Below are 26,099 nucleotides of genomic sequence, written 5' to 3' on the forward strand. Positions count from 1 at the left end.
TCCGGTGTCTGGTAGACCGGGGTCATGGATCCGATCGCGGCGCTGCAGGAGATCGCGACGCTGCTCGAGCGGGAGCGCGCGTCGAAGTACCGTGCGAAGGCGTTCCGCAAGGCGATCGCGGTGCTCGAGGGCCTGCCTGCGGCGGAGCGCGAGGATCTCGGTGCCGTGCGCCGCGCCGCGGGCATCGGCGACACGACCTTCACCGTGATCAGCCAGGCCCGCGACGGGCGGGTGCCGGACTACCTGGCCGACCTGCGCGGCAGCAGCCCCCTGCCCACGAGCGCTCTCCGCGCCCGGCTGCGCGGCGATCTGCACAGCCACAGCGAGTGGTCGGACGGAGCGACTCCGATCGCCGCGATGGCGGACGCCGCTCGCGCGCTGGGTCACGAGTACCTCGCTCTCACCGACCACTCGCCGCGCCTGCGCGTGGCGCACGGTCTGAGTGCGGAGCGGCTCGAGGAGCAGCTCGCGCACCTGGCGACCCTCGAGACGGGCTCGCTCCGGCTGCTCAGCGGGATCGAGGTGGACGTGCTCGAGGACGGCTCGCTCGATCAGACGCCCGAGCTCCTCGACCGGCTCGACGTGGTCGTGGCGAGCGCCCACTCGAAGCTGCGGACTCCGCGACGCGAGATGACCGCGCGACTGGTCGCCGCCGCCTCCGATCCGCGGACCGACGTGCTCGGGCACGTGACCGGGCGACTGGTGAGCGGGGAGCGCGGCACGCGGCCGCCGTCGGAGTTCGATGCGGGGGCCGTCTTCCGGGCCTGCGCCGATCACGGGACCGCCGTCGAGATCAACTCCCGCCCCGAGCGGGAGGATCCGCCGGACGAGCTCATCGCCCTGGCGATCGAGGCGGGCTGCCTGTTCTCGATCGACAGCGACGCGCACGCTCCGGGGCAGCTCGGACTCCTCGACTACGGGGCCGAGCGCGCGGAGCGGCTCGGCGTCCCCGAGGAGCGCATCGTGACGACGTGGCCGCTCGGGCGACTGCTGGAGTGGACTTCGCGCTCCTGAGCAGGCTCGCGCGCGTGGAGGATGCGGATCGGAGCCGGTACCCCCTTGACAGTGCGCACATCGTGGGGGTCTGCGCAAGTGGTGAAATCCCAGGACCCGGCGCGGCATGCTCGTACTCGGTCCGCCGACGCCGCGATCCCGGGAGCCCGACGGCTCCGAAGGACTCCCGGAGTGGGCGCGCTGCTCCATCCGTACCGACGAGACCAGGTGAACCGTGGCCACCCAGACCGTTCTCGATGCCGTGCGCGGCGCACCGACCCTGCTCGAGGCCGTCCGCGCCGCTGACGAGCTCACCATCGCGGCCGTGAGCGACGGAGGCGGACGCGCCGTGCGCCTGCTCACCCGCGCCGCCCTCGATCCGTCGGACCAGCTGACCGCCATCGCCGCCGTGCACTCCCTGGCGCAGGTCTTCGACGAGGAGGCGGACCTCGCCCTCCTCCGCCTGCTCGCCGACGAGCGGGCCTTCATCCGCGAGCACGCCGCCTGGGCGTTCGGCGGTCGGCTGCCCAGGCCGAGCGCGATCGGCCCGCTCCTGCGGATGGTCGGTGCGGGCGGATTCGTCGGCATGCTCGCGCAGCGCACGCTGCTGCTCTGGGGCTCCTCGACTCCGGAGCCGCTCTCGCTCGCCCTCGAGGGAGCCCTGATCGGCGAGCGCGATCCCGGCGCCCGCTCCCGGTTCGTCGAGACGCTCGGCCTGGTGCCGGGCCCGATCGCCGAGCGCACCCTGCTCGAGCTCGCCGCCGACGAGGCGGAGGGGTTCGACGCCCGGGCCGCCGCGATCGACGCGCTGGGCGAGCGCCGCTCGGACGACGCCGAGCTGCTGCTCTCGCGCCTCGTCGCCGTGGAGGGACCGCTGGGCTCGATCGCCCGCGTCGCCCTGCTCGACCACGCACCGGCTCCGGTCGCAGACGCCGGCCCCACGGTCGCGCAGCTCTTCCTGCACGCCGACATCGACGGCACCCTGACCCGGGTCGGCGCCGGCGACAACGGTGGCATCGCCACGCTGCTCGTCCGCCTCGGCGACGCCCTCGGGGGAGAGGACGGGATCGAGCGCGTCCTGACCCTCTCGCGCGGCACTCCCGCGGAGGCGGAGCGCGCTCTCGCCGACCTGCCCTCGGCCGGCCACGGGTTCGCTCCGGTGCCCTTCGCAGGCCCGGCCGTCCCGATGCCCGAGGCCTGGCCCCGCCGGATCGCCGCCGAGCGCGGCATCCGCCGCATTTTGCGCGCGGCGGGCCGGGTCGACGTGCTGCACCTGCGCATGGCCGACGTCGGGTCGCTCGCCGCCGCCGCAGTCGCCCGCGAGCTCGAGATCCCGGTCGTCTTCACCGTCGCTCCCGACCCGCACGCCCTCATCGCCGGCCTCGACGCCGCGGGGACCCTCTCGCGCGCCGACTTCGGCGACCGCGACTCCGCCGAGCACTTCTGGTTCCGCGTGCGACTCGTGCAGCGCCTCGCCGCCGACGCCGCGCACACCGTGCTCTTCCCCCGCGCCGACCTGGCGCAGAGCATGCGCGAGCTGATCGGGATCGACATCACCGCGCATCCGGAGCGGCACACGATCGTCCCGGAGGGAATCGACGTGCGCCTGGTGGAGCGCGGCGAGCAGGCCGCCCGCGCCTCCGCGGCAGGGGAGGAGGTCGCGATCGACGTCGGCGACGACCTCTCGGCCCTGGACGACCTGCTCGCGGCCCTGCCCCACGACCGGCGCGACCTGCCCCTGCTGCTCAGCGTCGGCCGGCTGCACCGGGTGAAGGGCATGGCGGCGCTCGCCGAGGCGTGGGCGGGCGACTCGGCCCTGAGGAGCCGCGCGAACCTCGTGCTCGTGGGCGGCGACCTCGCCGACCCGAGCCCCGACGAGCGCGAGCAGCTCGACCGCATCCGCGCCGCGGGAGGCGCGGAGGACGGACTGCTGCTCGCCGGTCACCGCCCGAACGGCACCGTGGCGCGCTGGCTCGGCGCGGTGCGGCACGGCCGCCCCGGGCTCGCCGCCCCCGGAGGTGCGTACGTCTGCGCGAGCGTCAAGGAGGAGTTCGGCATCGCCCTGCTCGAGGCGCTCGCCGCGGGCCTCGTCGTGGTCGCCCCCGCGACCGGCGGCCCGGTGACCTACGTCGAGGACGGCGTGACCGGCTTCCTGATCGACACCGCGGACGCGACGGCGCTCGCCGGAGCCGCGACGTCGGCCCTCGAGCTCGCCGCGGGCCCCCTCGCCGAGCACGCCGCCGAGCGCGGCCGCGCGATGGTCGCCGAGCGGTACACGATCGAGGCCATGGCGCGCGCCCTCGCCGGCGTCTACGCGCACGCGACCGCCGACCAGGAGCGGCCGCTGCGCTCGGACCTCGTGCTCGGAGCGTCATGACCCTGCTGATCGTCAGCCCCGACTACGCCTCCCACCTGCTCCCGCTCGCGACGCTCGGTACCGCCTGGCGCGCGGCCGGCGAGCGCGTAGTGGTGGCCACGGGCGACGCGACCCGCGCCATCGTCGACGACTTCGGCTTCGAGCACACAGCGCTGCGGCTCGGCCGCGGCTCGAACCCCGGCACGATCCGGGCCGAGGAGCAGGCTCCCGACGAGGGGGAGTCGCTCCGCGGCTTCTTCGCGGCGACCCGCCGGGGCATGGTCCCGACCCTCGCCTACCAGGCGCGCGAGCGGCTGACCGACCTGCTGTGGGACCCGGCCGGAGTCGCGGCCCGGCTGCGCGAGATCCTCGACGAGGTGCAGCCCGATGCGATCGTCGTGGACCACCTCGCCTTCACCGCCCGCGTCGCCCTGCGCGCGCTCGGCGTGCCCTACGGCGACGTCGTGCTCGGGCACCCCAGCGCCCTCACGGTGCCCGGCGAGGTCTACGGCTTCCCACCCGTCTGGCCCGACGCCTTCGCCCCGGACCCGGACGACCTGGCCGCCCTGCGCGCCCTCTGCGACGAGGTCCGCGACTCGTTCACCGCCGAGTGGAACGCCGCCCTCGCCTCGCTCGACTCCGCCGCCCCCGCCAGCCAGGACGCGTTCGCCGAGTCCGGCGACGTGCTGCTGCTGAACTACCCCGGCGAGCTGCACGACCCGGCCCGCACCGCCCAGCTGCCGCCGCACGCGTTCCTGGGCTCGGCGGTCCGCTCCGAGCCCGTCGACGCGGAGGTCGAGGAGTGGCTGGCCGCCTCGGACGACCCGGTCGTCTACGTCAGCTTCGGCAGCTTCCTCTCGGTGCGCGACGACGTGCTCGCCCGCGTCGCCGCCGCCCTCGCCACGGTCTCGGTCGACGGCCGCCCGGTGCGGGTCGCCCTCGCCTCCGGAGCGACGGACCGCGCGGCCCTCGGCGACGTCCCGTCGTCGTGGCTCGTCCGCGGCTTCCTCCCGCAGGTGACGCTGCTGGGCCGCGCCGCGCTCGCTGTGACGCACGGCGGGAACAACAGCGTCACGGAGTCGATGACCGCGGGGGTGCCGCTGGTGGTGCTGCCGTTCTCGACGGATCAGTTCGCCGGGGCGGCGGCGCTGGAGGATGCGGGGGTCGCGGAGGTGCTCGACCCCAACGTGGCGCCTGTGTCGGCTCTTGCCGAGGCGGCCGCGCGGATGCTCGCGCTGGGCGGACCGGCGAGGGAGCGGCTCGACGCGCTGGCGGAGGAGCTCACCGGCACGACCGGTCCGGAGCGGGCGTTCGCCGCGCTTTCGGGTCTGGTCTCGCGGCGCTGAGCTGTGCTCGAGGGTTGAGGCGGGAGTGGCTGACGAGGAGGACGAGCGCTGGCTGGTCGTCGGCGGGCGCCGCTGGCGACGCACGGATCCGATCCTCCCTTCTGACCTCGTCGCGGCGCTGACCTCGCATCTGGGGAGGGGGCGCTCGGGAGTGCGGTCGGGGAAGCGCGCAGGGGATGAGGACGCGGTCGCGTCTGCGCGCGTTCGGGTGGGGCTCGCGAAGCACGGGCTCGGCGAGCGCGGACCTGCGTGGTGGGACGAGCCGGAGGAGGCGCGGCTGGCGCGTGCGCGGGAGGCGCTCCGTGATCTGGACGCGCTGGACGAACCGGGCAGAGCCTGACTTCTCGACCGGCGCTGCTCGATGAGCGGGGCCGCTCAGGCTCACGTGCGAGCACGCCGTCTGAGCCGGCGCCGACGTCGCCGCCCACGCCCCCGGACATCACTGCGCCCCCCGGGATGCTCGCCCGCCGCATCGACCGGCTGCACGCCGAGCGCGCGCAGCTCGAGGACCAGCGCAACTACTGGTCAGACATCCGCACAACTTGGGCCGCCGCCGGACAGGTCACGATTCCCACTGCCGTCGCCCGCTAGGGGGCGAAGGTGTGCGCGGTCGAGTCGCGCAGCAGGGCTCGACGTCGGTCGTGCTCGAGCGCGTCGTCTTCGCGGCCGGCTGCGATGAGGACGCTGGCCGGCGACCAGGTGAGACTCAGAGCGATCGCGAGATGGCAGCGACCTCGGACCCCTCTACTTGATGTCCCTCATCTTCCCCGGTGCCATCGGCGGCTGGTGCTGGCCCGACATCTTCGTCCGCCTGTTCATCGCGCGCAGCGTCACCGCCATCCACCGCTCAGGAGCGCAGGCCGCTCCGATCCTCCTGGTCTTCGGATTCGCCCTCAGCCTCCTCGCGCTCCTTGCCTCGAGCATCCTCGAAGTCAGCGAACGACCCGACGACGTCTGGTTCATGGTCGCCGGCACCGGAGGAGTGGCCACCGTCGCCCTGGCCGGCCTCTGCGTCCTCGGCGCCACCGTGGGCAACGTCGGCGCGAACCTGCAAGCCCTCGGCACCCAGACAGCCAACGACATCTTCGCCTATACCAAGCAGAGCCCCCTCCGCGACGCCCGCTCCGCGAAGATCGCCGTCTTCGGAGTCACCATCCTCGTCGCCGCAGCAGCGAGCACCACCATCGGAACAGTCGGACTCGTCGCCCTCGCCCAGGTGTCCTACCAAGCCATCCGCCAACTCGCCCCAGCGCTGCTCCTCGGCGTCATCTGGCAACGCGGCAACGCCCTCAGCGCAGCGCTCGGCGTGATCACCGCGAGCATCCTCCAACTGATCTACCCGGTCAGCATCCCGTGGGCGGGCGGACGCACCTCAGGCGTCATCGCCCTCGCCGTCAACGGCGCCGTCTACTGCGCGTGCGCGTTCCTCGTCCCTGGCACATCAGACGAACGTCGACGAGTCGCCCGCCTGTTCGAGATCGCGCTGCTCCCGGACACCGCCACCACGCCGGAGAAGACCACGGCGCCAGTGTGAGGACGGCGCAGGCCTAATCGCGCGAACGGCTTTGAAGCGCGCTGTAGGCCATGCCGCCGAGCAAGCCACGAAGGGCCGGCGATCTCCAGTGGCCAAGACAGGGACCCCGACAGTGCACCCATCAGAACCGCGACAAGCAGGCCTGCGGGTGGCCCTAACAACAGCGGAACAGGAAACGTGAAGATGATCTACTCCTGCCCAGGGAACGTGCCGGCAGTACGCCATCGCTCCCCGCTGTCGTCGACCGCGAGCTCGCAGTTCCTGAGTCGACCGATGAGCTGGCGACGACTGGAGAGATCACCAGACAGGCTCACGTAGTTCAACCCGTCGATGTCGCTCAGCGGCCGGACATCACCGACGCGCACCAGGACGACGTGGTCTTGATCCAGGGCCATGGCCCAGCCGGCTTCGAAGACAACGTTCTGCCGGGCCTGCCCACTCAGGTTCGCTTCGCGGGGGTCATCGGTTGCCTGGTAGAAGTCCGGCTTGACCTGGCCGAGATCATCCGCCGTCATCAGAACAACGACCGCCGTCGCCAGGTTGATTCCCGCGCGGACGACGTCAAGAGTGTGCGGAGTGCCCCCGCCGCATGCGCGAACAGCGTCGTCCCAGGTGACGATCCGCAGGTCCAGCGCGAGTAGCAGAGACTCGAGAGCTTCGTAGGCGTTACTGTCTCGACCACGGACCACGAAGACGGCGCGTTTGGGTAGACGTGTCGTCGCTTCGGTCGGCATCGGGGCAGTTGTTCCCGGTCTCTTGAATTGACGCTCCGGCTTGGGACTCCTTGCCACCGGCTGCTGACCAGGTGGAGCTGCCTCAAGGTCGTGGTCGAGATTCTCGTACAGATCCGTGGCAGCCGGGTCTCCGCGCCGGAAGGTCCGAGGCATGCCCGATGAGTCAGATCCGACGTACTCGATCAGCTTCATCAAGCTCAAGCGCTCCTCGGGGCGCTTCGCGAGCTCGCGGGTGAGGTGTGTGGCCTTCTTCAGCTTGGTCGGAATTCCGTCAGCCGTCGGCAGGGGATCGACCTGAAAGCGCTGGAACAGGCTGTCGATGACGCTATGAGTGACTTCCGCATCGAGCAGGCGAGCGAGTGCCTGTTGTGTCGGTCCACTCAACGCTGTCATCCGGTGTCTCCCTGGTAGTGGATCGACCGTACCAGCGAGGAAGTGACGTCGATGCCGACGAAGATACGAGCAGGGAGGATCGGTCTATCGGCTACTGTTCCGGCCGATGGCCGGAACGGCCAACTCGGCAAGAAGCATTCGTCGACAGGATGAGGGTAGACCCGGCGTTTCCGCAAGCGTCTCAACCAGAGCAGGGGGCAACCTGCGGGCCAGGGAGAGACGTTCAAGCAGGGCCGTTGCGATCGCCTGGCCGAGTAGGGCTTCGGTGGTCTCGCTGTCACGACCAGCGGGGAAGGAGACCTCGAGGATCGGAGGTTCCTCTCGTAGTTGCAGGGTGGCGACATGGGGGTAGTCGTCACAGTGCTCGAGGTACAGAACAGGCGAGAACGCGCGGCTTGGTAGCTCCGGGTGCCAGTGGTCGTCGCTCTCGACCCACGGTTCCACCCACGCGAGCAGCTCGCGCTCCGGCTGCACTATCCAGCCGCGCGACCTGTACCAGCTCACCAGGCCGGACGGGATTTGGGCCATCAACCGAGCCCAGCCAAGCATCCGCGCCGTCCTCACGGCCCGTTCAAGGAGTGCCGATCCGACACCATCACCTTGGAACTCGGCCGCAACTGCCACGTGCGTGAGGATCGCCACCTGTCCGTCGGTGCGCCAGAAGTCACCACCGCGATTGGGGTTCACGATGGCGTAACCCATGAAATGACCGTCGTCACCTCGCGCGACGATCCGTGGTGATCGCCTCTCCCGCCAGTTGGCGACCGAGTGCGCTACCTCCAGACGGTTCGCTCCGTCCTTTTCGCCGAACGTTTCCAGCGAGAGTTCGGAGACATCGTCGACGTCGCGCATCCCCGCGGCGTGCAAGTGCGCCGGACCGCGCTCAGGCATCATCGCGTTCATGCGGGGCTGGAAGCGACGTGCTGGTCGACGTCGCTGCATCGGTCATCACCGGGCGTCTATCTCTCTGAGTTGGCCTGACTTTCGCGGTCATGAGAGCGGAAGAGACTCGAGAAACTCGGCGACCTGCTTGGAGGTGAACGCTCCGAGCGCTCCGCCGGCCCCGCCGACCAGAATGCGCTGCACGCCCTCCGCAATCGTCCGTAGCCGATGAGGGCGAGCCTGTCCCGCAACTTCTTCCTCGAGCTGGACGGCCGCAGCCGTCAACTCGGCTTCTTGCTGCCCAGTGCTCAGCTGTGAGAGCTGGTACAGCGCGCGCGCGATTTCCTCGACGCCGTTCTTAACGTCTCCGATGTTCTGCGTCTGAGTGAAGTGGCGGCTGCCGGTAGCGAACTGAGTGGGACCGTGGAATGCGTAGGACGTCCCACCGTCCCCTTCGGTCGCCTCACTATGAACATCGCGGTCGTTTTCCACGTAGTCCTCCCCTTTCGCGGTTAACGAGGGGAAGAGGGGGCTTTTCCGCCCCCATGCTCCCTCGCCCGCGATGAAGTTCCGGTCCCTGAGCCACGCTCCGGCTTCGAGGAACTCGTCCTCTAAGTAGGGGACGCCCAAGTAGGAAGGGCCGGAGAGCAGGAAGTCATCACTGACAGCTGATCCGCTGCTGCGCGTGCTGTGAATCCAGCCGAGGTAGTCGTTGCGGAGTTGACGGGTGCGCTTCGCCCGATCGTTGCGGCTTTGGCTCAACTCCGCCCACGCATCGCGGCCTGCCTGCGTCGGCCGGGCAAGCCACGCTCCCCCGAACCGTCGATCGAGGTTCAGCAGACCCTCTTCTTCGAGAGCCGACGCGTCCGCGGTGACGGTTTGGCGTTCAACAGAAGCATCTTCGCTCTCCGTTAACGTCCGACTCGACGCTTGCTCCTTGGCGTCGGTGAGCTCGATAACACGCCCTAGAAGACCGAGGCGACGGAAGTCGTGCGGTTTCAGGTGATCCAGTTCCATGGTCGAACGGTAGCGGGCACCTCCGACAGCCTCGACACTCGCTCGGGTTGTGCGTTCTCGAGAGCCACCCCAGGCCGAGGCCGGTGCCGACGAAACCGGTCGATTGGTGCACGAGAGCCACAAGCTCGGGCGGTCGCCCAGAGATGATGCGAGGCTCCGGCCATTCATCGCCGCTTCACCTATCCACTGAGCGCACTCCAACCGCCCGGGGGATAGGCAGAGGCCGGCGCCGCCCCAATTAGAAGCGGCCGCGATTCTTCACAGCTCGCTCGGCAACGACCCGGGCGCCCTTCATCTGCATCTGAGCGCAACGCTCACTGACGCAATCGGGATCCGATGGGCGGACGATTTAGAAAAGCAGACCGTACCGTCTGCCACCCTTCATGCTCAGCTCGATGCTGTTCGTTGCGGACGCTATGCGGTCGTCGATGTCTGACGCGTTCGTGACGGTCAAGGTGAACCGACGTCGGCCAGCGGTATCTGGCATCTCGCGAGTAAAAACGAGGAGCGCTCCCTTGTAGGTGTCCACCCCGTACTGCCATGGGATCGGCAGATTGATAACATCCATGCCGTTCGTATTGAAGCGGATAGTGCGCTCCACGTAGTCATGCCCAGCGATGCGGATGTCTATGGGTTCGAAGGTCGTTTTCTCGGGAACCTTCTCCGCGTCAATCCCGAAGAAGACTCGCGTGCCTTTAGGGGTATTTAGCTGTGTGCCCGGTTGATTCTTTCGGTTACCGATCACGGAGGACGCATCAACCCAAAGTTCCTTCGCGGCCGCCAGCTGCACCGGAAGATCGCCATTAATCTCGTGACTCTCAAGTGAAGCGAGGTAGCGACGGGTTGCTTGGGTCCTGTCTTCCCGTAGGCGCGCTGGTTTGGGCAAAGCTCGGTGACGGATTCGATACTCGTCAAGCACATCTTCCAGCAGATCCGCGGCTTTCCATGCGTCCTCGAACCAGTCGAGGACGGGCTGCGCCTTCTTGAGGTGACTCCACGCAGCTGGGGGGAACCCGCGCTGACTCCAGCTATGTGTCGTAACGACTTCGGCGCCGGTGGTGAGAGCACTCGCTGTCAAGTTAGCCGACCCGACGACCAAGGCGCGCAAGTAGGGCAGCTCGTCGAGTCCGAAGAGGAATACCTTCGCGTGAAACGCCGAAGGCGGTCGTAGCGTGGCTGAGGCGAGTACCGCCCGCCCGTTGGGAATCCTAACCTCCGCATTGCTGAGTTCACTCAGACGGACGAGAGCGCTCGGCTGAGTAAATCCGAAGTCCAAGCTCACGAGGAATCGTTTGCGGGCACCGCTCCAGTTCGGGCCCGACAGTCTTTCGTCGAGCAGGCGAACGCCTTCCGCTGAGGCGTAAGCGACCGCGACATCGACGCGCTCGTAGTCAGAGGCAAGATATGCTGCTGCCCCGATAGCCTCCAGAACGATGCCGACCCTTCCTACGCTGGAATCTTGGGGGTGTACAGCCACCTGATAGTACGAGTCTTCGGACCAAACTGGCATCTTTACCGTCTTGCTGCCGGGTGCTTCGTACGCCTCACGGTCGTACTGTGCGAGTGCGGTCTTGAACGGTCTCGAGTGAATGTCGTAGCGTGCCGTTGCAGGCACCCCCTCCTCGTTTGAGTCAAAAAGTTCTGCGTTGCTGTACACCCGGCCGCATACAGGACATACTGCGAACTCTGCGGGATCAGACGACCCGGCCGCGTCGAATGAGAGTCGGCCCGTTCGGTCGGCGCTACGCCAGTCCTCGCTGTGCGAGTCGTTACCGCAGGCGCACGTTTGGTTTTCACCGTCGCTATCGACCTGTGCGCTGCCGCGTACTGTGCGAGTTGGATATGGCCAGTGTTGAGCCGCGCCTGTCATGCCGGTGCCCCACTCTTAGCCGCACGGCGACGTGTCGGTGGGGACGGCATTGCTAGCTTGTTCTCGGCGACGAGCTTTGTGTAGCTCCCGAACAGTGCTCGGAGACGACTATCGTCTGTGACCGCGCCTCTAAGCCCGAGGGCCTTATCCATGGCGGCGTCGAGCTCGTGATGTGCCCGCAGCAGTTCCGGGGCCATCGCAAGCGGGTTGTAGTGGTCCGCCAGCGACCGCTCCGGGTGCAGCGCTCGCGCATCGAGTACGGCCTGCCCGCCGGCAATAATCGCGGTGCGCTGCCGATCAGCGAGGAGAGGAAGGGGAAAAGTGTTCCATGTGAGTGTGTTCGAGAATCTCAGGTCCGATTTGATGCGTCCACCCACTGCGCGCTGCCAGGCGATGAACGCCGAGGAGGAAATGGCTGCGAACGCGATGCCATCCGGATCGTCGGCCTTGAAGTTCGCATCGCCGCAGATCACGTCTGGGTCGAAGAGGGCAGTTGGAAAGTAGCGGCGGGTCTCGCTGGCATGCCGCGGCACACATACGTATGGCGTGTCAGGTTGTGAGCGTTGACCGAAAAGATGCGGTGTCTCCGCCATCTGCCTGGTCGACTCGGCGGAGGATGCCGCGCGGAACTGTCGGACTGCATCGAGGCGCCGACGGAGCTCGGGCGATTGCGCGATGTCGCTGGGGTCAAGATCCACAAGCCAGAGGCACCACCGCGGTTCGCTGTGGATGAGTTGGCGGGCGCCGACGAACGGTCGGAGGTACTTCGCGATGACGGAGTCAGCTGCGACGTCGTCATAGTCCTCTGGCTCGACGAGAAGGTTACCGTCGTCGCGGGCCATGTTGCCGAAGACCATCGGCGGGAGCTGCGGCGCGAGGGGTGTGCGGCGCTGCTCGACGAGCGCGTTGGGTCCGTCCACCAGGTATCCGTTTAGCTGACCAACGACGGGAAGTTCTACGGGTGCGCCCCTGACGTTGCCGGAATAGTCGAACAGGCGGGCCCGCTTTTTCGGTGCCCGGTCAAAACCGATGACGGAGCAGTGCACCGCTGCGGCGCCGGGCGCTTCGCTCGTCCAAGCGAATGTGCGATGCGCGAACTTGACCCGCCAGCCCGCGGCGAAGACGGGCCCGAACAGGGCCGGCACCGGCTCACCTTGAGCGATCGAGTTCGTAGACACGAAGGCGAACTCGCCGGCGTAGCCGGGTCGGCTGAACAGCTCGAGGGATTTCGCGTACCAGCCTGTGACGTAGTCGAGTCGGCCGATGTCCGTGCGGCGCCACACGTCGCGGAGCTCCTGCGCCTGCTCGAGAGAGCGGGTCGCGTGGCCGAGGAAAGGCGGGTTACCCATGACGTAAAGGCGGTCGCTGGGCTCGACAACGTCGACCCAGTCGATCCGAAGAGCGTTGCCGACCTGGATGCTCCGGATCTTATCCAGCGGCAGCGGATCCGGCGCGTCGCCGAGCGCCAGTTCCATCGCCTGATTCGCCTGGTGCTCCACCAGGTGCAGCGCGGTGGCCGCAATCTGCGCGGGCCATTCTTCGAGCTCGATGCCGTGGAAGCTGGTGAGCCTGACAGCGAGATGTTCCTCCGTGAAGAACATCGTGCGAGAGGTCTCGCCAGTCAGCTCCTGGATGCGTACCAGCACCTCCAAGTCAAGGGCGCGCATCTGTCGGTAACCGACGACGAGGAAATTTCCGCAGCCGCACGCCGGGTCTAGGAACCGCATCTCGCCCATGTAGGTGCGTAGCTTCTTCAAGGCGAGCGCGTCGTGAAAATTATCGGTAAAACGCTGTCGAAGCTCGTCAAGAAACATCGGCCCGATGACCTTCATGATGTTGGTCTCAGTCGTGTAGTGCTCGCCAAGCTCGCGACGCGCGGCCTTATCCTTGACCGCCTGGAAGAGGCTGCCGAAGATTGCCGGGGAGATCGCAGACCAGTTGAACATGGCCGCCTCTACGAGGCGATCGCGCATCGCGGTGTCGAAAGCGGGGATCGAGAGCGGCTCCTCGAACACTCCTCCGTTCACGTAGGGGAACCGAGCGATTAGCTCGTCGAGGTTCGACTGTCGGCGCGAAAGATCGCGTCCCATGACCTGGTAGAGCAAAGACAGCTGGGGACCCAGGTCGGAGCCGTCCTTCGCTGTCCGGGTTTCGAGGAATTCAAGGAAGAGATCTCGATCCCACACGCCGGCGTCGTCGGCGTAGAGCGCGAAGAGGGTGCGGACAAGGAAAACCGATGCTTCGTGATCATCATACCCGGATCCCTCGAGCGCCTCGTAGAGCGAGGCCATCAGCTTCGCAGCCTTGATCGACGCCGCCTCCTGCGCCTTCGAGCCGAAAACGCGCTCACCGTACCCGGCAAAGAAGGCCAGAGCGGCCGCCTCGTCACGTAGCTGAGACAGCGTGAACTCGAGGGGCGGTGTGGTGCTGTCGGCGTGAAGGTCGAGTAGGCGGAATCTATGAAAGTCGCTCGTGAGCACCCATCGCGGCATTTCGGGATCTGAGAGATCGTCAATGTAGTCGAGCGCCTGCTGCTCGGCCGCGGCGAGATCCCTGCCCGAGGACTTCATCTCAATCAGGGCGAGGCCAGGGATCAGGGCGTCGATGTAGCCCCGAGAACCTGTCGAAGATCGCTTCACCCGCTTCTCGTAGAAGGCCGCGCGGGTCTGGGTGATCCCGTACACGCCGAGTAGATCCCGCACAAACGATTGCGCCTGCTGGCGCTCGTCCCCCGGCTCGCCCTGCCAGTCACGGCAAAACTGGGCGGCTCGAACACGGATCTCATTCATCGACAACGACTTCGGCACGACACCACGCTATCTGAGAAAGCAGCACGACTTGTCTGCCCAGCCCGCATCGGGACAGGCTCTGCCTGCGTCGGCGTCCGAATCCCCGCCCGCCGGATCCCGTGGCGTACCGTGGCGGGTGCCGACCGCTTCGCGGAGGTGCACAGACTCTCTTCGTCAGCCCAGATGTCACCGCTCGACCAGGAGAGCTTCCCACTATCGAGTCGAGCCACCATGCCCCCGCGGGACGAAAGTCAGCAAGAGACCATCCAGGCGCTTCAGGATCTGATCGCCGCGTTCTCCGGTCCGCATTGGGTGCACCCCGCCTATGCCGAGCATGTCCTCGCGCATGCCGCCGACCTACTCGATACTGCGTCGAACGGCCGGATTTCGCTTCGGATGCGCATGCCGAGGCAGATGTGGCCGCGCTCGGCCGTGTTCGACTTGCCGGACCTACCACCGACACCACCCGCCGCCATGTGATCAGCATGCGCCCGGCGATCTTGCTCGAGAATTTCTCCGACCCGTCAGGCTCCTGGCGCTGCGCTCGGATCACGTCGACAAGGGTGACGTCGCGTTGCACCGGTGTCAGTGCCGGACTGTCGATCGATCAGGGGAGCTTCCGCATGGAGCATCTAGATGAAGGGAACGTTTGTACGCTTGCCGAGCTCATGACACGTCATCGCCGCAGGCGCGCTCGATGCGTCCATCGCCGAAGATCTCGGCCGCGTGGTCCGCGCCGACGGGACGGAGGATGTGTCGGCCGCGCTCTAGCGCCTTGCAGCTAGGACGTCCCCAACTGCGGCGCAGGGATGACGTCACGCACCGGTCCCGCCTACATGATCAGTCAGCAGCGCTCGAGCGGCATTTCCGACCAGCTCTGCCAGCGCGGGGTGGATCGCTTCAGGTGGGTCGAGCGCGTTCAGTAGCGCGGCGAGAACCGACATATTCCCGGGCTCGTTCACCCTGGAGGGGACCCTCTGGTGTGGGGGAGGTGCTTCCGAGTGCACGCCTGTTCCTAGGTCGACGGTTCGAGGGGGCGGCGACGGGGTCTGGGTCGCTGATGGCCACGGTACGACTACTCGAAGTGCGACACCACTTTTTCAATAGCGGCCGCACCCATGCCGTCCGATAGGGGTCGTTCGGCGGGACGTCTCTGGCGTCCTGGAAAGCATTAGCTTTCGGAGACACCTCGTCGAGGTCCGTTCTTGAGGTCGGCATCGGCCGAGACGGCGCAGGTCTCACTGTCTCGGCACCTTGCCTCGCCTTAAGTCGTCGCAGGTGGTGCCGGGAGAGGCCCTCCAAGTCGGGACGTCTTCGCGGACGTGACGTCCGGGAGCAAGACCACGATCGAGCGGCGGGGTTAAGAAGGAGCTCGAGTACGCCGAGGACGGGGACCCCGTTGTCTTCTGCTAAGTCAATCGCCTAGGCCGATCGCTGATCGACTTTGGCACCTGCTGCGTGAGTGCGGGGTGCAGGTTCGGTCGGGATCGACGCCTCGACGTCGACAGGCGGTCGATGCTGAACATGCTCGCCACGCTTGCGGAGCACGAGCGGGAGTTGATCCTCGGACGCGTGAACACCTGGACCTGCGCGCCCGTGCGAGCGGACCCCGGTTCGGTCGGCCGCGGGAGGACCCGGTGGCCGTGTCGGACAGGCCCGCGACCGGGAAAGTACGCGGCCGCACGGCCGATGATGGAGCCCGTCTCGTCGAGAGAAGTCGCGCGACCCGCTCTCGTCGCCAGCAGGCCCGAGCGGCCGCGACGTCGTGGCAATGCAGCGTTACGTCGACGGCCTTGCCTCCGTTCACTTCAGGAGGCATCCGAACGGACCGCTCAGACGGACCTACGCCCGGAACGTCACCACGAACCCGTCGGCCGGCTCCGTCGGGAACGAGCGGAGGCTGATCGAGAAGTCCTGGCCCGGGGCCACGTCGTACGGGTGCCCGGTCGTGAGCAGCTCGAGTGCCTCCGCCAGGAGGTCGACCGTGGCGGGCTCGCCCGGGCAGCGGTGGCCGTCGCCGTAGTGGCCGCCGCCCTGGGCGACGAAGCCGTTGCGGTCGACGGGGGCGAGGAAGCGCGACGGGTCGAAGGTCTCGGGGGCGTCCCAGTGGGCGACCGCGTGGTCCGTCGCGTACAGGTCCAGGAGGAACCACTGGCCCGCGGGCAGCGTCTCGCCCTTGAAGGGCAGTCCCGTCCGCGCGCGCCCGCCGACCATCGGGAAGAACGGGTAGAAGCGGCGGACCTCGTTCGCGAAGGCGGCGCGCTCCTCGGGCTGCTCGAGCCGGTCGCGCCACTCCGGGTGCTCGTGCAGCGCCAGCGCGGCGAAGACGATGAATCGGCCAACCGCGACCGTGGGGCGGAGCAGATTGAGCAGCTCCACGGCGGCGACGTCGGTCGGCAGCACGGCGCCGTCCTCCTCGGCGTGCGCGATCCGGTCGACGATCGAGGCGGCGCCCTCCTCTGGAGGCATCCCGGCGGCGCGGCTCGCCTCGATCAGGCTCTGCGCCCAGTGCTCGGTGCGCCGACGGCGCAGGCGCGCGGCCCAGTTCGGCGGACCGAAGCGCCCGGCGTTGTCGACCATGCTGCGGAGCTCGTCGGAGCGCTGCTGCGCCTCCTCCTCGCTCAGTGCGATGCCGGCCCAGGTGAGGACCGCCCGCCGAGTACCTCGGCCGCCATGTCCTGCAGCGGCACGGGGGTTCCGGCGAAGCGCGCCGCCGAGCGCTGCCACTCCAGGGCGAACGCGCTGACGAGGCGCGAGCGCTCGTCCGCGGTCTCGACGAGGGAGAGGAAGAGCCGTTTGCGACGGCGGTGCTGCTCGTCCTCGAGGGTCTGCACGCTGCCCTCGTCCTGCAGGAGGTGCAGGACGGAGCCGGGCAGGGCGCCCGCCCGGTCGAAGCGGGCCCCCTCGTAGAAGAAGCGGGCCGCCTCGATGCCGCGGGCCACCACGACGGCTCGGCCGAGGATCCGGGTGCGGAAGGCGTCGGCGTCGACCCGCGCGAAGCGCCTGGTGCCGAAGAGGTAGCCGTCGGCGAGGACGGCCGCCGTGCTGTCGAGAGCGCCGAGCGCGGGGATCACGCTCAGTCCGTCGGCTCGCTGACGCCGGCGTCGAGGTCGTCGTCGTCGACCGCGGTCGTCACGTCCTCGGCGGTCGACTGCGCGTCGCCGGACTGCGCGTCGCCGCCCTGTCCGTCGCCGATCTGCGCGTCGTCGCCCTCGGCCTGCGAGGGCTTGTCGACTCCGGCGTCGTCCACCGTGTCGTGGTTCTGCGGGTTGTCCTGGGGTCCGTCGGTCGCGCTCATGCTGGATCTCCTCTCGGGCGGCCGGATGCCGCACCCTCACGCTAGGGAGCGGGGCCGCCCGTGCTGAAGCCGGTTGACGGCGACCGCGACCGGCTGGCATCCTCGCGCGGCAGCGGCCGGTAGCGAGGGCAGGAGTACCGCCGCCCTCAGCCGCGCGCCCGCCTCCGCAGGATCACCGGCGCACTCGTCCACACCGCCGCGATGATCAGCAGCACCGCCCCGCCCGCGATCAGCCCGGCCGTCGGAGTCAGCACGAAGTCGAACACGAACGTCACGACGCCCACGAACAGGAGCGACCCCGCCGCGAGGCAGGTCAGCACGATCCGGTTGCCGAACCGCACCAGCTCGGCCTTGCGGCCGCGCGCGAACAGCAGCCGGTGCACGACCACCGGCGCCAGCGCCAGCACCGTCACCGTGGCCGCCAGGAACACGAGCACGAGGTACAGCGCCACGTCCATCGGCGCGAGCTCGGTGAAGCGCTGCTGGAAGCAGAGCGTCAGCAGGAAGCCGCCGAGGATCTGGGTGCCGGTCTGCACGACCCGCAGCTCCTGCAGGATCTCGTTCCAGTTGCGGTCCGAGCGCTCCTCGGGGGTCTCGTCGCGGCCCGCGCCCGGCTCCGTGCGCTCCTCGGCGTCCTGTCCTGTCATGGACAGGAGGGTAGCGCCGTCGTTCACCGGAACGCGCCATACTCGTCGGGCCGATCCCCACCCCCCCCCCGAGGAGACCCCCGTGAGCGACACCCCCGCCGTCCTGTTCGTCTGCATCCACAACGCCGGCCGCTCGCAGATGGCCGCCGGCTACCTGACGAGCCTCTCCGGAGGACGCGTTCAGGTCCGCTCCGGCGGGTCCGAGCCGGGCGCGAGCGTCAACGCCGTCGCGGTCGCCGCGATGGCGGAGGAGGGGATCGACATCTCGCACGAGGTCCCGCAGCTCATGACGACCGAGCAGGTCCGCGAGTCCGACGTCGTCATCACCATGGGCTGCGGCGATGTCTGCCCGATCTTCCCCGGCAAGCGCTACGAGGACTGGGAGCTCGCCGATCCGGCCGGACTCCCGCTCGAGCAGGTGCGCCCGATCCGCGACGACATCCGCGGCCGCGTGGAGCGCCTGGTCGCCGAGCTGCTCGGCTGACGCCTCGGAGCGCTGCTCGGCTGACGCCTCAGAGCAGCGACTGCGCGAGCGACACCGCTCCGCGCACGCCCGACTCGTCGCCGAGACCGGGTCGCACGATCCGGATGGGCCCCGCCGCCGTGCCCGTCGCGCCCGGGGCACCCATCAGCCGCTCCACCTCCGACTCGACCGCCGCGAGGAGGCCCGGCGTCTTCGAGACGCCGCCCCCGAGGATCGCGAGGCGCACTCCCGCCACGTACGCGAGCGTCGCGACGAGCTGGGCGAGGTAGAAGGAGCTGAAGCGGAGGTTCGCCGCGGCGTCCTCCGGGCCCAGGCTCGAGCCGTCGACGCCCCAGCGGGCGCTGATGGCGGGCCCGGCCACCAGGCCCTCCAGGCAGTCGCCGTGGAACGGGCAGGTCCCGGCGAACGTGTCCTCCGGGTGACGGCGGGGGAGGAGGTGCGCGACCTCGGGCCAACCGCTGCCCGCGAGCAGGCGGCCGCCGGCGAGCAGTCCGCCGCCGACTCCGGTGCCGACCGTGAGGTAGACGACGTCGCTCTCGCCGACGGCGGCACCCCACCGTGCCTCGCCGAGGGCGGCGCCGTTCACGTCGGTGACGAGAGCGGTCCGCGCGCCCGGGGCCGCGGCTCCGATCGGGCCGAGCACGTCGACGCCCTCCCAACCGATTTTGGGCGTCGAGGTCAGGTGCCCGTAGGTGGGCGACTGCGGATCGACGTCGAGCGGTCCGAACGAGGCCACGCCGACCGCCGCGACGGAGCCGTCGACGCCGTGGCCGCGGACGAACGCGGCGATGTCGGCGAGCGTCTCGACCGGACCGCGGGTGGGCAGCGTGGTCGTCGCGAGGAGGCGCTCCGGCTCGTCGACCGCGGCGACGGCGGCGACGACCTTGGTGCCCCCGGTCTCGATCCCGACGAGGAGAGGGCGTGCGCTGAGGGTGCTCATGGAGTCTCCGGGAGTGTGTGTCCGACGTCGGCCCTCCGACAGTAGTGGGCCGACGCGGGACGACGGAACGCCCCGCCCGACCGCGCGGAGGCGGAGGGACGGGGCGTTCGCGGGGGACGGATCAGCAGGCGGATCAGCAGACGGCGAGGGAGTCGATCGCCGGCTGCAGCGTGGTCGGTCCGCCGAGCAGCAGCACGTAGTCGAGCTCGTTCGCCTGCAGCGCGACGCGGGTCGCGTACGGCACGCAGTTCGGCTCGCTGAGGTACAGCGGGGCGCCGTAGGCCGCGGCGACGGCGCCGATCGAGAGCGCGTCGGCGAAGCCGGTGGCGGTCGCGAGGAACGCGGTGTCGTTGAGCTCGTTCGAGGGGTACCGGTCGTTGAGCTGGCGGCTCGTGTCGTGGCGGTCGACGCCCGCGACGCGGCCGACCTCGGTCACGAGACCCGAGGTGGCGAGGTCTCCCTCCACACCGGCCGAGATCGACGGGGTTCCGCCGAGCAGCTCGCCGAGGTCGGGCTGCAGGCGGTCGATCGCGGTGCGGGTCGGCGCGTCGAGCGCGGACTTCGCTCCGTCGACGAGCAGCACCGGCTGGCCGAGGCGGCCGGCGATCGGAGCGACGGACAGGGCGTCGGGGAAGTTGGATCCGGTGGCGAGGAACACGATGCCGTAGGAGTCGTCGCCGAACGCGTCCGCGACGATCTTGCGGCTCGTGTCGTAGCGGTCGGTGCCGGCGATGCGCTCGACGTCGGCTCCGGAGGTGCGCTGGAGCGTCTGGAAGACCTGGTCGCTGACGGAGAGCGAGCTGCCGACCACGACGATCCGCTCGGGGTTCAGGCGCTCGATCTCGGCCGTGATCACCGCGGGCACGCGGTTCGGGTCGGTGAGCAGGAGTGCTCCGCCCTGGACGGAGGCCGCCGGTCCGGCGCTGAGCGCGTCCGGCCACTTCTCGCCGCTGGCGATGTAGAGCACCGGGAGGGTGCCGTCGTCGCCGAAGGCCAGCTGCGTCGTCGCCGCGGAGGTCGCGTAGCGGTCGGAGCCGAAGACGCGGTCGGTCTCGGTCGCGAAGCCGGTCGGGCGGAAGTCGACGCCGGAGAGTCCGGCAGCAGGCAGCGTCGTGATCGCCTTCGGCTGCACGTAGGGGAGGTTCGAGAAGTACTGGTCGTCGAAGGCGGGGTAGCCCGGCTGGGTGACGCGGAACACGTACTCGCCGAGGGGGAGCGCGTCCTCGCCGGAGAGGGACCAGTCGGCCCAGGTGTTCGGAGCGCTGCTCGTGGCCGTCTCGTCGAACGGGTACAGCGTTCCGGCGTCCTCCTCGAACCAGTAGGCCTGGACGACCCACGAGGTCGGGTCGGCCGCGCCGGCGGGAGTGAAGACTCCGCCGCTCGCCGCGGCCGTGCGGGGCAGGGTGATGACGAGGCCGTCGCGGTCCGTCGCGAGCGCGTCGGCCTCGACTCCGATCGGGGTGTCGCCGAACCAGGTGGGGTACCAGGCGGTGCTGCCGGGCACCGACGCCTGGAGGTAGTAGTTCGTGCCGACGGGCAGCGAGACGCTGAAGTCGGCGGCGGTCGTGACCTCGGCCACGATGCCGCCGCGGTCGTCCTCGATGCGCAGGAAGTAGGCGTCGCCGGTCGGCGCGGGGTTCGCGTCGTCGGCGCCGGACAGGACGATGCGGCCCGAGAGCACGACCTCGTCGGCGGTCGCGGTGGCGTCGACCGTCTGACGCTGCGTCTTCGCGGGGGAGAGCGGAACGGCGCTCTCGCGCTCGGCGGAGCCGGCGACGAGGGAGGCGAGGTCGCGGGAGCTGTCGGCCGGGGCCGCGGGCGACACGGGCGCGAGCGGATCCGCCGCCGCGGGTCCGGCGGCGAGGCCGGCGAGCAGCACGGCGGCGACGCCGACGCAGGAGAGAGGGAGCAGGCGGCGGCGAGGTGTGTGCACGGCGAGTCTTTCGAGAGGATCCGCGGAGGACCGCGACGGATGCGATGACTGAAGACTAGTGATCGGGTCGGTACCGGAGGGGGCGTCGGGAGGTCGTCGCCTTCCCCCGAAAGGGAGGGGTGGCGGGCCGGAGGGGGTCGCGCCGGTAGGTGCCCTGTGCGCAACGATCGTGCTTAGGCCGGCGGCTTTCCGCCGATACCGTGCGCCCAGTCGAGGACATCGCAGGATCTGCGCGTGCGAGACTGGGGCCGAGCGTGCGCCACTCCGCGATGATCCTCCGCGGGACCCGGCGCCACTGGACCCGGTCCGCTCATCCGCAGCCTTTCGCAGGAGGACTCGAATGACCGACACCGCCGTGCTTCCCACCGACACGACCGATACTTCCGCCCGACCCGGCGCCACGACCCGCACCCCCGTCGCCAAGACGGTCCTGATGTGCCGCCCCGAGCACTTCACCGTCGTCTACCGCATCAACCCGTGGATGGACCCGCAGGTCCCCACCGACACCGCGCTGGCCGTCCGCCAGTGGCAGACCCTTCACGACACCTACGTCGGCCTCGGCTTCGACGTGCAGCTGATCGACTCCGAGCCGGGCCTGCCCGACATGGTCTACGCCGCGAACGGCGGCTTCGTGATCGACGGCATCGCCTACGGCGCCTCCTTCACCTACCCCGAGCGCCAGCCCGAGGGCCCCGCCTACATGGACTGGTTCCGCGGCGCCGGCTTCGACGTGCGCGTCCCCGAGGAGGTCAACGAGGGCGAGGGCGACTTCCTCCTGGTCGGCGAGCGCATCCTCGCGGGCACCGGCTTCCGCTCCGCCTCGGACTCGCACGCCGAGGTCGCCCGCGTCTTCGGCCGCGAGGTCGTGACCCTCGAGCTCGTGAATCCGTCGTTCTACCACCTCGACACGGCGATCGCCGTGCTCGACGACTCCACCATCGCCTACCTGCCCAGCGCGTTCAGCGACGAGGGCAACCGCACGCTGCAGCGCCTCTACCCCGACGCGATCCTGGTGTCCGAGGAGGACGCCTCCGTCCTGGGCCTGAACTCGTTCTCGGACGGACTGCACGTGGTCATCGCGTCGCGCGCCACCGGGTTCGAGCGCCAGCTGCGGGAGCGCGGCTACGAGCCGATCGGCGTCGACCTGTCCGAGCTGCTGCTCGGCGGCGGCGGCGTGAAGTGCTGCACCCTCGAGCTGCGCCGCTGATCCGCGATCACGAGAGGACCGACATGAGCATCCTGGACACGACCACCGCCTCCGCCGCCCTGATCGCGGAGGAGGAGGCGCACGCCGCCCACAACTACCACCCGCTGCCCGTCGTCGCCGCGACCGGCGAGGGCGCGTGGATCACCGACGTCGAGGGCCGCCGCTACCTCGACTGCCTGGCCGCCTACTCCGCCGTGAACTTCGGCCACTCGCACCCGGTGCTGCTCGCCGCGGCCCGCGAGCAGCTCGACCGCGTCACCCTCACCAGCCGCGCGTTCCACAACGACCGGCTCGGCCCGTTCGTCACCGCGCTCGCGGCGCTCGCCGGCAAGGACATGGTGCTGCCGATGAACACGGGCGCCGAGGCCGTGGAGTCGGGCATCAAGGTCGCGCGCGCCTGGGGCTACCGGGTGAAGGGAGTGACGCCGGGACGCGCGAACATCATCGTCGCCGCGGGCAACTTCCACGGGCGCACGACCACGATCATCTCGTTCAGTGACGACGCGGAGGCGCGCGACGGCTTCGCCCCGTTCACGCCGGGGTTCCGCACGGTGCCGTTCGGCGACGCGGCGGCGCTCGAGGCCGCGATCGACGAGGACACCGTCGCCGTGCTGATCGAGCCGATCCAGGGCGAGGCCGGCATCGTGGTGCCGCCGGCCGACTACCTCCCCGCGGTGCGCGAGATCACCTCGCGCCGCAACGTCCTCTTCATCGCCGACGAGATCCAGTCGGGCCTGGGCCGCACCGGCGCGACGTTCGCCTGCGACCTGGTCGGCGTCGTGCCCGACGTGTACCTGCTGGGCAAGGCGCTCGGCGGCGGCATCGTGCCCGTCTCGGCCGTGGTCGCGAACGCCGACGTGCTGGGGGTGCTGCAGCCGGGTCAGCACGGCTCGACCTTCGGAGGCAACCCGCTCGCCGCCGCCGTCGGCCTCGCGGTCGTCGGGATGCTCGCCACGGGCGAGTACCAGGCGCTCGCCGTCGCCCGCGGCGCGCAGCTCCACGCGCGACTGACCGCGCTGATCGGCCGCGGCGTCGTCGCGGTCCGCGGCGCGGGACTGTGGGCGGGGATCGACATCGACCCGGCGCTCGCCTCGGGCCGGGCGGTCTGCGAGGCGCTGTTGGCACGCGGCGTGCTGGCGAAGGACACGCACGGATCCACGATCCGGCTCGCTCCTCCGCTGGTCGTCACCGAGGACGAGATCGACTTCGCGGTCGACGAGCTGGAGGCGGTGCTGGACGGGCTGCGCTGACCGAGGCCCGCAGGAGCGCTGTCAACCCACTCCCAGGAGGGGGCGCCAGCGGGGAGCCTTACACGATGGATGACAGGGTGCCGACGACGACCATGTCGAGTCCGCACCCGGTGCGACGGCGGGGACGGGAGTCCCCGCTCGATCCGACGCCGCGGCGTCGACCCTCTCTCCACTCGCGGCGTGCCCTGGACCCCGGCGCGAGACCCACCTCCGGATCGGCAGTGGTCGACGTGAACGAACCCGAACAGCTCCCCGTCCCTCCTGAGCGCGTGCTCCGCGACCTCCTCGACGCGTTCGACCCGCCGGGCGCAGCCGATGCGGGGTTCGCCGCGCACGTGCTCGGCCATGTGCGCGAGGCGCTCGCGCTGACCGAGCGGCAGCGGATGCCCACCGTCATCTGGCCGCGGACCGCGGTCGACGAGGTGCCGGACGCGCCGCCGGTGCCGCCCGGGGCGCTCTGAGCTGCGGAACCTCCGCTGAGGAGGGGGCCTGTCGGCTGTCAGGCGTTATGCCCTGCTCCTGGCTGATGTTGTGCGCGTGACCCTGCCCGAGGGGCCGGATGTGGCGGGCGAGTGCCCTGGGCCTGCTCGAGGTGGAGCGGATGCGGAACCTCTGCTGAGGAGGGGGTCTGTCGGCTGTCAGGGGTTAGACCCTGCTCCTGGCTGATGTTGTGCGCGTGACCCTCCGCGAGGGAAGTCCGGTTCGGCGGATCAGCGCCGCTGCTCCTCGGCGCGCGCGTGGTGCAGAACGTCGGTCAGGAGTGCCCGTCGGACACGATCGCGGCTGAGCGGCACTCCCGGCCGACGTTCTGCACGTCAGTCGCCGTCGCGGACCGTCGACAGCGGCTCGGTGATGCTCTCGAGGCTGCGGCGCTCGGCGTCGACGCCGAAGACCAGCGCCACGACTCCGCCGACGATCATGACCGCCGCTCCGACGAAGTAGCCGATCGTGAGCGGACCGCGGTCGCTGCCGTCGCCGATCAGCACGCCGTAGAGCGTGGGGGCGATCGCACCGGCGATCTGGCCGAGGGTGAAGAAGTACGAGATGGCCTGGCTGCGCAGCTCGAGTGGGAAGATCTCGCTCACGGTGAGGTAGGCGCTCGAGGCGCCCGCGGAGGCGAAGAAGAAGGAGACGCACCAGAGGATCGTCTGCGTCGTCGCGGTCAGCACGTCCATGCTGAACAGCACGGCCGACAGGGCGAGGACCGCGCCCGAGACGCCGTAGGTGAGGAAGATCATCTTGCGCCGGCCCCACACGTCGAACAGGTGGCCGAGCACCAGCGGGCCGATCAGGTTGCCGATCGCGAACGGGAAGAAGAAGTACGAGACGGCGCTCTGCTCCACGCCGTAGAAGTTCTCGAGCACCAGCGCGTAGGTGAAGAAGATGGCGTTGTAGAGGAAGGACTGGGTGACCATCATCGTGGCGCCCACCAGCGTCCGCTTCGGGTACTGCCGGATGAGCACCCGTGCGATCGTGCGGAACGGGATGCTCTCGGTGGCCTTCACGGTGATCGCCTTCGCGTCGTCCACCGGCTCGAGGACACCGCCCTCGTTCTGCACGCGGCGCTCGATCTCGTCGACGGTGCGCTCCGCCTCCTCCTCGCGGCCGTGCGTCATCAGCCAGCGCGGGCTCTCGGGGATGTGGCGGCGGAGGTAGATGATCGCGAGTCCGAGGATCGGGCCGAGGAAGAAGCCGAGCCGCCAGCCGACGTTCTCGGCGAAGATCTCGTCGTTGAGGAAGAACAGGTTGGCGGCGGAGCCCAGCGCGGCACCGCCCCAGTAGGTGCCGTTGATGGCGATGTCGACGCGTCCTCGGTACTTGGAGGGGATGAGCTCGTCGATCGCGGAGTTGATCGCCGCGTACTCGCCGCCGATGCCCATGCCTGCGAAGAAGCGGAACACCGCGAGGAACGCGTAGTTCGGCGAGAGGCCGGCGATGCCGCTCGCCAGCAGGTAGATGACGAGGGTGAGGATGAAGAGCTTGCGGCGTCCGAGCTTGTCGCTGAGGCGGCCGAAGATCAGGGCGCCCGCGATCTGGCCGACGAGGTAGACGGTGCCGAGCACGCCGACCTGTGCGGCCGAGAGGTCGAACTCCTTCGCGAAGCCGGCGCTCGCGACGATCTGGATCTCGAGTCCGTCGAGGACCCAGGAGAAGCCGAGGCCGACGACGATCGACCAGTGGAACCGCGTCCACGGGAGCCGGTCGATGCGGGCGGGGACGAGGCTCCGGACGGGGCCCCGAGGGGTGTCGGTGGTCGACATGGCGCACGCCTTCCTGTCGCCCCGGTTCGTTCTGCGGGAGGCCCCTCCGGTCGCGGCGAGACACGACGATAGACCCGCGCGGGAATTCGTATCGTCGGGCTATCGGAGTGGGGTGCGGAGGGTGTAGAACTGTCCGTTCCGGGTCGCGGTCGCGCTCGAGTCGGC

At 69.5% G+C, this 26,099-nt stretch carries 22 protein-coding genes; 10 read left to right on the forward strand and 12 right to left on the reverse strand.

Features of this window, described 5'->3' with window-relative positions:
- Nucleotides 1-24 precede the first annotated feature (24 nt).
- From ASF48_RS07685 to ASF48_RS07705, 5 genes are all read left to right on the forward strand, one after another.
- Nucleotides 25-1,014, forward strand: a complete 990-nt coding sequence (locus tag ASF48_RS07685; protein ID WP_055789331.1) for a PHP domain-containing protein — start codon at nucleotides 25-27, stop codon at nucleotides 1,012-1,014.
- A 214-nt stretch (nucleotides 1,015-1,228) separates the two neighbouring features.
- Entirely contained in the window at nucleotides 1,229-3,370 is a 2,142-nt protein-coding gene (locus ASF48_RS07690) for a glycosyltransferase (protein ID WP_055789333.1), read from the forward strand.
- Nucleotides 3,367-4,695, forward strand: a complete 1,329-nt coding sequence (locus tag ASF48_RS07695) for a glycosyltransferase (RefSeq protein WP_055789336.1) — start codon at nucleotides 3,367-3,369, stop codon at nucleotides 4,693-4,695. The genes ASF48_RS07690 and ASF48_RS07695 overlap by 4 nt, the downstream gene beginning before the upstream one ends.
- A gap of 25 nt (nucleotides 4,696-4,720) precedes the next feature.
- Nucleotides 4,721-5,035, forward strand: a complete 315-nt coding sequence (locus tag ASF48_RS19645; RefSeq protein ID WP_055789339.1) for a hypothetical protein — start codon at nucleotides 4,721-4,723, stop codon at nucleotides 5,033-5,035.
- A 411-nt stretch (nucleotides 5,036-5,446) separates the two neighbouring features.
- Nucleotides 5,447-6,229 (forward strand): hypothetical protein, encoded by a 783-nt coding sequence (locus ASF48_RS07705; RefSeq protein WP_055789343.1) that lies wholly within the window; start codon nucleotides 5,447-5,449, stop codon nucleotides 6,227-6,229.
- 188 nt (nucleotides 6,230-6,417) lie between these two features.
- Here ASF48_RS07705 and ASF48_RS07710 read toward each other — a convergent pair whose 3' ends face one another.
- From ASF48_RS07710 to ASF48_RS07730, 5 genes are all read right to left on the reverse strand, one after another.
- On the reverse strand, nucleotides 6,418-7,356 hold the full coding sequence (locus ASF48_RS07710; RefSeq protein ID WP_055789345.1) for a TIR domain-containing protein: 939 nt from the start codon (nucleotides 7,354-7,356) through the stop codon (nucleotides 6,418-6,420).
- A gap of 84 nt (nucleotides 7,357-7,440) precedes the next feature.
- Entirely contained in the window at nucleotides 7,441-8,259 is an 819-nt protein-coding gene (locus ASF48_RS07715; RefSeq protein ID WP_055789347.1) for a GNAT family N-acetyltransferase, read from the reverse strand.
- A gap of 87 nt (nucleotides 8,260-8,346) precedes the next feature.
- Nucleotides 8,347-9,255: a hypothetical protein gene (locus ASF48_RS07720; protein WP_055789349.1), complete on the reverse strand. Its 909-nt coding sequence runs from the start codon at nucleotides 9,253-9,255 to the stop codon at nucleotides 8,347-8,349.
- Nucleotides 9,256-9,604: 349 nt separating this feature from the next.
- Nucleotides 9,605-10,912, reverse strand: a complete 1,308-nt coding sequence (locus ASF48_RS19345; RefSeq protein ID WP_157603098.1) for a hypothetical protein — start codon at nucleotides 10,910-10,912, stop codon at nucleotides 9,605-9,607.
- A gap of 209 nt (nucleotides 10,913-11,121) precedes the next feature.
- Nucleotides 11,122-13,932, reverse strand: a complete 2,811-nt coding sequence (locus tag ASF48_RS07730) for a class I SAM-dependent DNA methyltransferase (protein WP_235577211.1) — start codon at nucleotides 13,930-13,932, stop codon at nucleotides 11,122-11,124.
- Nucleotides 13,933-14,097: 165 nt separating this feature from the next.
- On the opposite strand from ASF48_RS07730, the gene ASF48_RS07735 reads away from it, so the two are divergent.
- Nucleotides 14,098-14,394 carry a hypothetical protein gene (locus ASF48_RS07735; protein WP_157603099.1) on the forward strand — a complete coding sequence of 99 codons (297 nt, stop codon included), beginning with the start codon at nucleotides 14,098-14,100 and terminating at the stop codon, nucleotides 14,392-14,394.
- A 1,362-nt stretch (nucleotides 14,395-15,756) separates the two neighbouring features.
- On the opposite strand, the gene ASF48_RS18940 is transcribed toward ASF48_RS07735, so the two are convergent.
- The 4 genes from ASF48_RS18940 to ASF48_RS07745 all read right to left on the reverse strand — a co-directional run bounded on the left by ASF48_RS18940 (nucleotide 15,757) and on the right by ASF48_RS07745 (nucleotide 17,859).
- Entirely contained in the window at nucleotides 15,757-16,494 is a 738-nt protein-coding gene (locus ASF48_RS18940; RefSeq protein ID WP_082481124.1) for a cytochrome P450, read from the reverse strand.
- A gap of 41 nt (nucleotides 16,495-16,535) precedes the next feature.
- The gene (locus ASF48_RS18945) at nucleotides 16,536-16,988 is read right to left on the reverse strand and encodes a hypothetical protein (protein ID WP_082481125.1); all 453 of its coding nucleotides are present in this window, start codon (nucleotides 16,986-16,988) and stop codon (nucleotides 16,536-16,538) included.
- 2 nt (nucleotides 16,989-16,990) lie between these two features.
- Nucleotides 16,991-17,212, reverse strand: coding sequence for a hypothetical protein (locus tag ASF48_RS18950; RefSeq protein ID WP_082481126.1), 222 nt, complete (start codon nucleotides 17,210-17,212; stop codon nucleotides 16,991-16,993).
- Between the two features lie 146 nt (nucleotides 17,213-17,358).
- Nucleotides 17,359-17,859, reverse strand: coding sequence for a DUF6328 family protein (locus ASF48_RS07745; protein WP_055791341.1), 501 nt, complete (start codon nucleotides 17,857-17,859; stop codon nucleotides 17,359-17,361).
- Between the two features lie 82 nt (nucleotides 17,860-17,941).
- On the opposite strand from ASF48_RS07745, the gene ASF48_RS07750 reads away from it, so the two are divergent.
- Nucleotides 17,942-18,343, forward strand: coding sequence for an arsenate reductase ArsC (locus ASF48_RS07750; RefSeq protein WP_055789361.1), 402 nt, complete (start codon nucleotides 17,942-17,944; stop codon nucleotides 18,341-18,343).
- 28 nt (nucleotides 18,344-18,371) lie between these two features.
- Here the strand turns inward: ASF48_RS07750 and ASF48_RS07755 are convergent, their stop codons facing one another.
- Nucleotides 18,372-19,283, reverse strand: a complete 912-nt coding sequence (locus tag ASF48_RS07755) for an ROK family protein (RefSeq protein ID WP_055789365.1) — start codon at nucleotides 19,281-19,283, stop codon at nucleotides 18,372-18,374.
- Between the two features lie 133 nt (nucleotides 19,284-19,416).
- Entirely contained in the window at nucleotides 19,417-21,216 is a 1,800-nt protein-coding gene (locus ASF48_RS07760) for a cell wall-binding repeat-containing protein (RefSeq protein ID WP_055789368.1), read from the reverse strand.
- A 340-nt stretch (nucleotides 21,217-21,556) separates the two neighbouring features.
- On the opposite strand from ASF48_RS07760, the gene ddaH reads away from it, so the two are divergent.
- The 3 genes from ddaH (at nucleotide 21,557) to ASF48_RS07775 (ending at nucleotide 24,134) form a co-directional block, all read left to right on the forward strand.
- A complete protein-coding gene (ddaH, locus tag ASF48_RS07765) occupies nucleotides 21,557-22,423 on the forward strand; it encodes a dimethylargininase (RefSeq protein WP_082481325.1) in 867 nt (288 codons plus the stop codon).
- A gap of 23 nt (nucleotides 22,424-22,446) precedes the next feature.
- Nucleotides 22,447-23,673, forward strand: coding sequence for an ornithine--oxo-acid transaminase (gene rocD, locus ASF48_RS07770; RefSeq protein WP_055789372.1), 1,227 nt, complete (start codon nucleotides 22,447-22,449; stop codon nucleotides 23,671-23,673).
- 230 nt (nucleotides 23,674-23,903) lie between these two features.
- Nucleotides 23,904-24,134, forward strand: a complete 231-nt coding sequence (locus ASF48_RS07775) for a hypothetical protein (protein WP_157603100.1) — start codon at nucleotides 23,904-23,906, stop codon at nucleotides 24,132-24,134.
- A gap of 354 nt (nucleotides 24,135-24,488) precedes the next feature.
- Here the strand turns inward: ASF48_RS07775 and ASF48_RS07780 are convergent, their stop codons facing one another.
- The gene (locus tag ASF48_RS07780) at nucleotides 24,489-25,934 is read right to left on the reverse strand and encodes an MFS transporter (RefSeq protein ID WP_055789378.1); all 1,446 of its coding nucleotides are present in this window, start codon (nucleotides 25,932-25,934) and stop codon (nucleotides 24,489-24,491) included.
- Nucleotides 25,935-26,099 lie beyond the last annotated feature (165 nt).

The sequence above is a fragment of the Rathayibacter sp. Leaf299 genome, assembly GCF_001423055.1.
Lineage (GTDB): Bacteria > Actinomycetota > Actinomycetes > Actinomycetales > Microbacteriaceae > Rathayibacter > Rathayibacter caricis.

Coding starts and splice junctions, on each gene's coding strand:
- ASF48_RS07735 (WP_157603099.1), top strand. CDS start 14,098: ATGTCACCGCTCGACCAGGAGAGCTTCCCACTATCGAGTCGAGCCACC.
- ASF48_RS07720 (WP_055789349.1), bottom strand. CDS start 9,255: ATGGAACTGGATCACCTGAAACCGCACGACTTCCGTCGCCTCGGTCTT.
- ASF48_RS07695 (WP_055789336.1), top strand. CDS start 3,367: ATGACCCTGCTGATCGTCAGCCCCGACTACGCCTCCCACCTGCTCCCG.
- ASF48_RS18950 (WP_082481126.1), bottom strand. CDS start 17,212: ATGAGCGCGACCGACGGACCCCAGGACAACCCGCAGAACCACGACACG.
- ASF48_RS07780 (WP_055789378.1), bottom strand. CDS start 25,934: ATGTCGACCACCGACACCCCTCGGGGCCCCGTCCGGAGCCTCGTCCCC.
- ASF48_RS07710 (WP_055789345.1), bottom strand. CDS start 7,356: ATGACAGCGTTGAGTGGACCGACACAACAGGCACTCGCTCGCCTGCTC.
- ASF48_RS07745 (WP_055791341.1), bottom strand. CDS start 17,859: ATGACAGGACAGGACGCCGAGGAGCGCACGGAGCCGGGCGCGGGCCGC.
- rocD (WP_055789372.1), top strand. CDS start 22,447: ATGAGCATCCTGGACACGACCACCGCCTCCGCCGCCCTGATCGCGGAG.
- ASF48_RS07715 (WP_055789347.1), bottom strand. CDS start 8,259: ATGAACGCGATGATGCCTGAGCGCGGTCCGGCGCACTTGCACGCCGCG.
- ASF48_RS18940 (WP_082481124.1), bottom strand. CDS start 16,494: ATGGTCGACAACGCCGGGCGCTTCGGTCCGCCGAACTGGGCCGCGCGC.
- ASF48_RS07705 (WP_055789343.1), top strand. CDS start 5,447: ATGTCCCTCATCTTCCCCGGTGCCATCGGCGGCTGGTGCTGGCCCGAC.
- ASF48_RS07755 (WP_055789365.1), bottom strand. CDS start 19,283: ATGAGCACCCTCAGCGCACGCCCTCTCCTCGTCGGGATCGAGACCGGG.
- ddaH (WP_082481325.1), top strand. CDS start 21,557: ATGACCGACACCGCCGTGCTTCCCACCGACACGACCGATACTTCCGCC.
- ASF48_RS07685 (WP_055789331.1), top strand. CDS start 25: ATGGATCCGATCGCGGCGCTGCAGGAGATCGCGACGCTGCTCGAGCGG.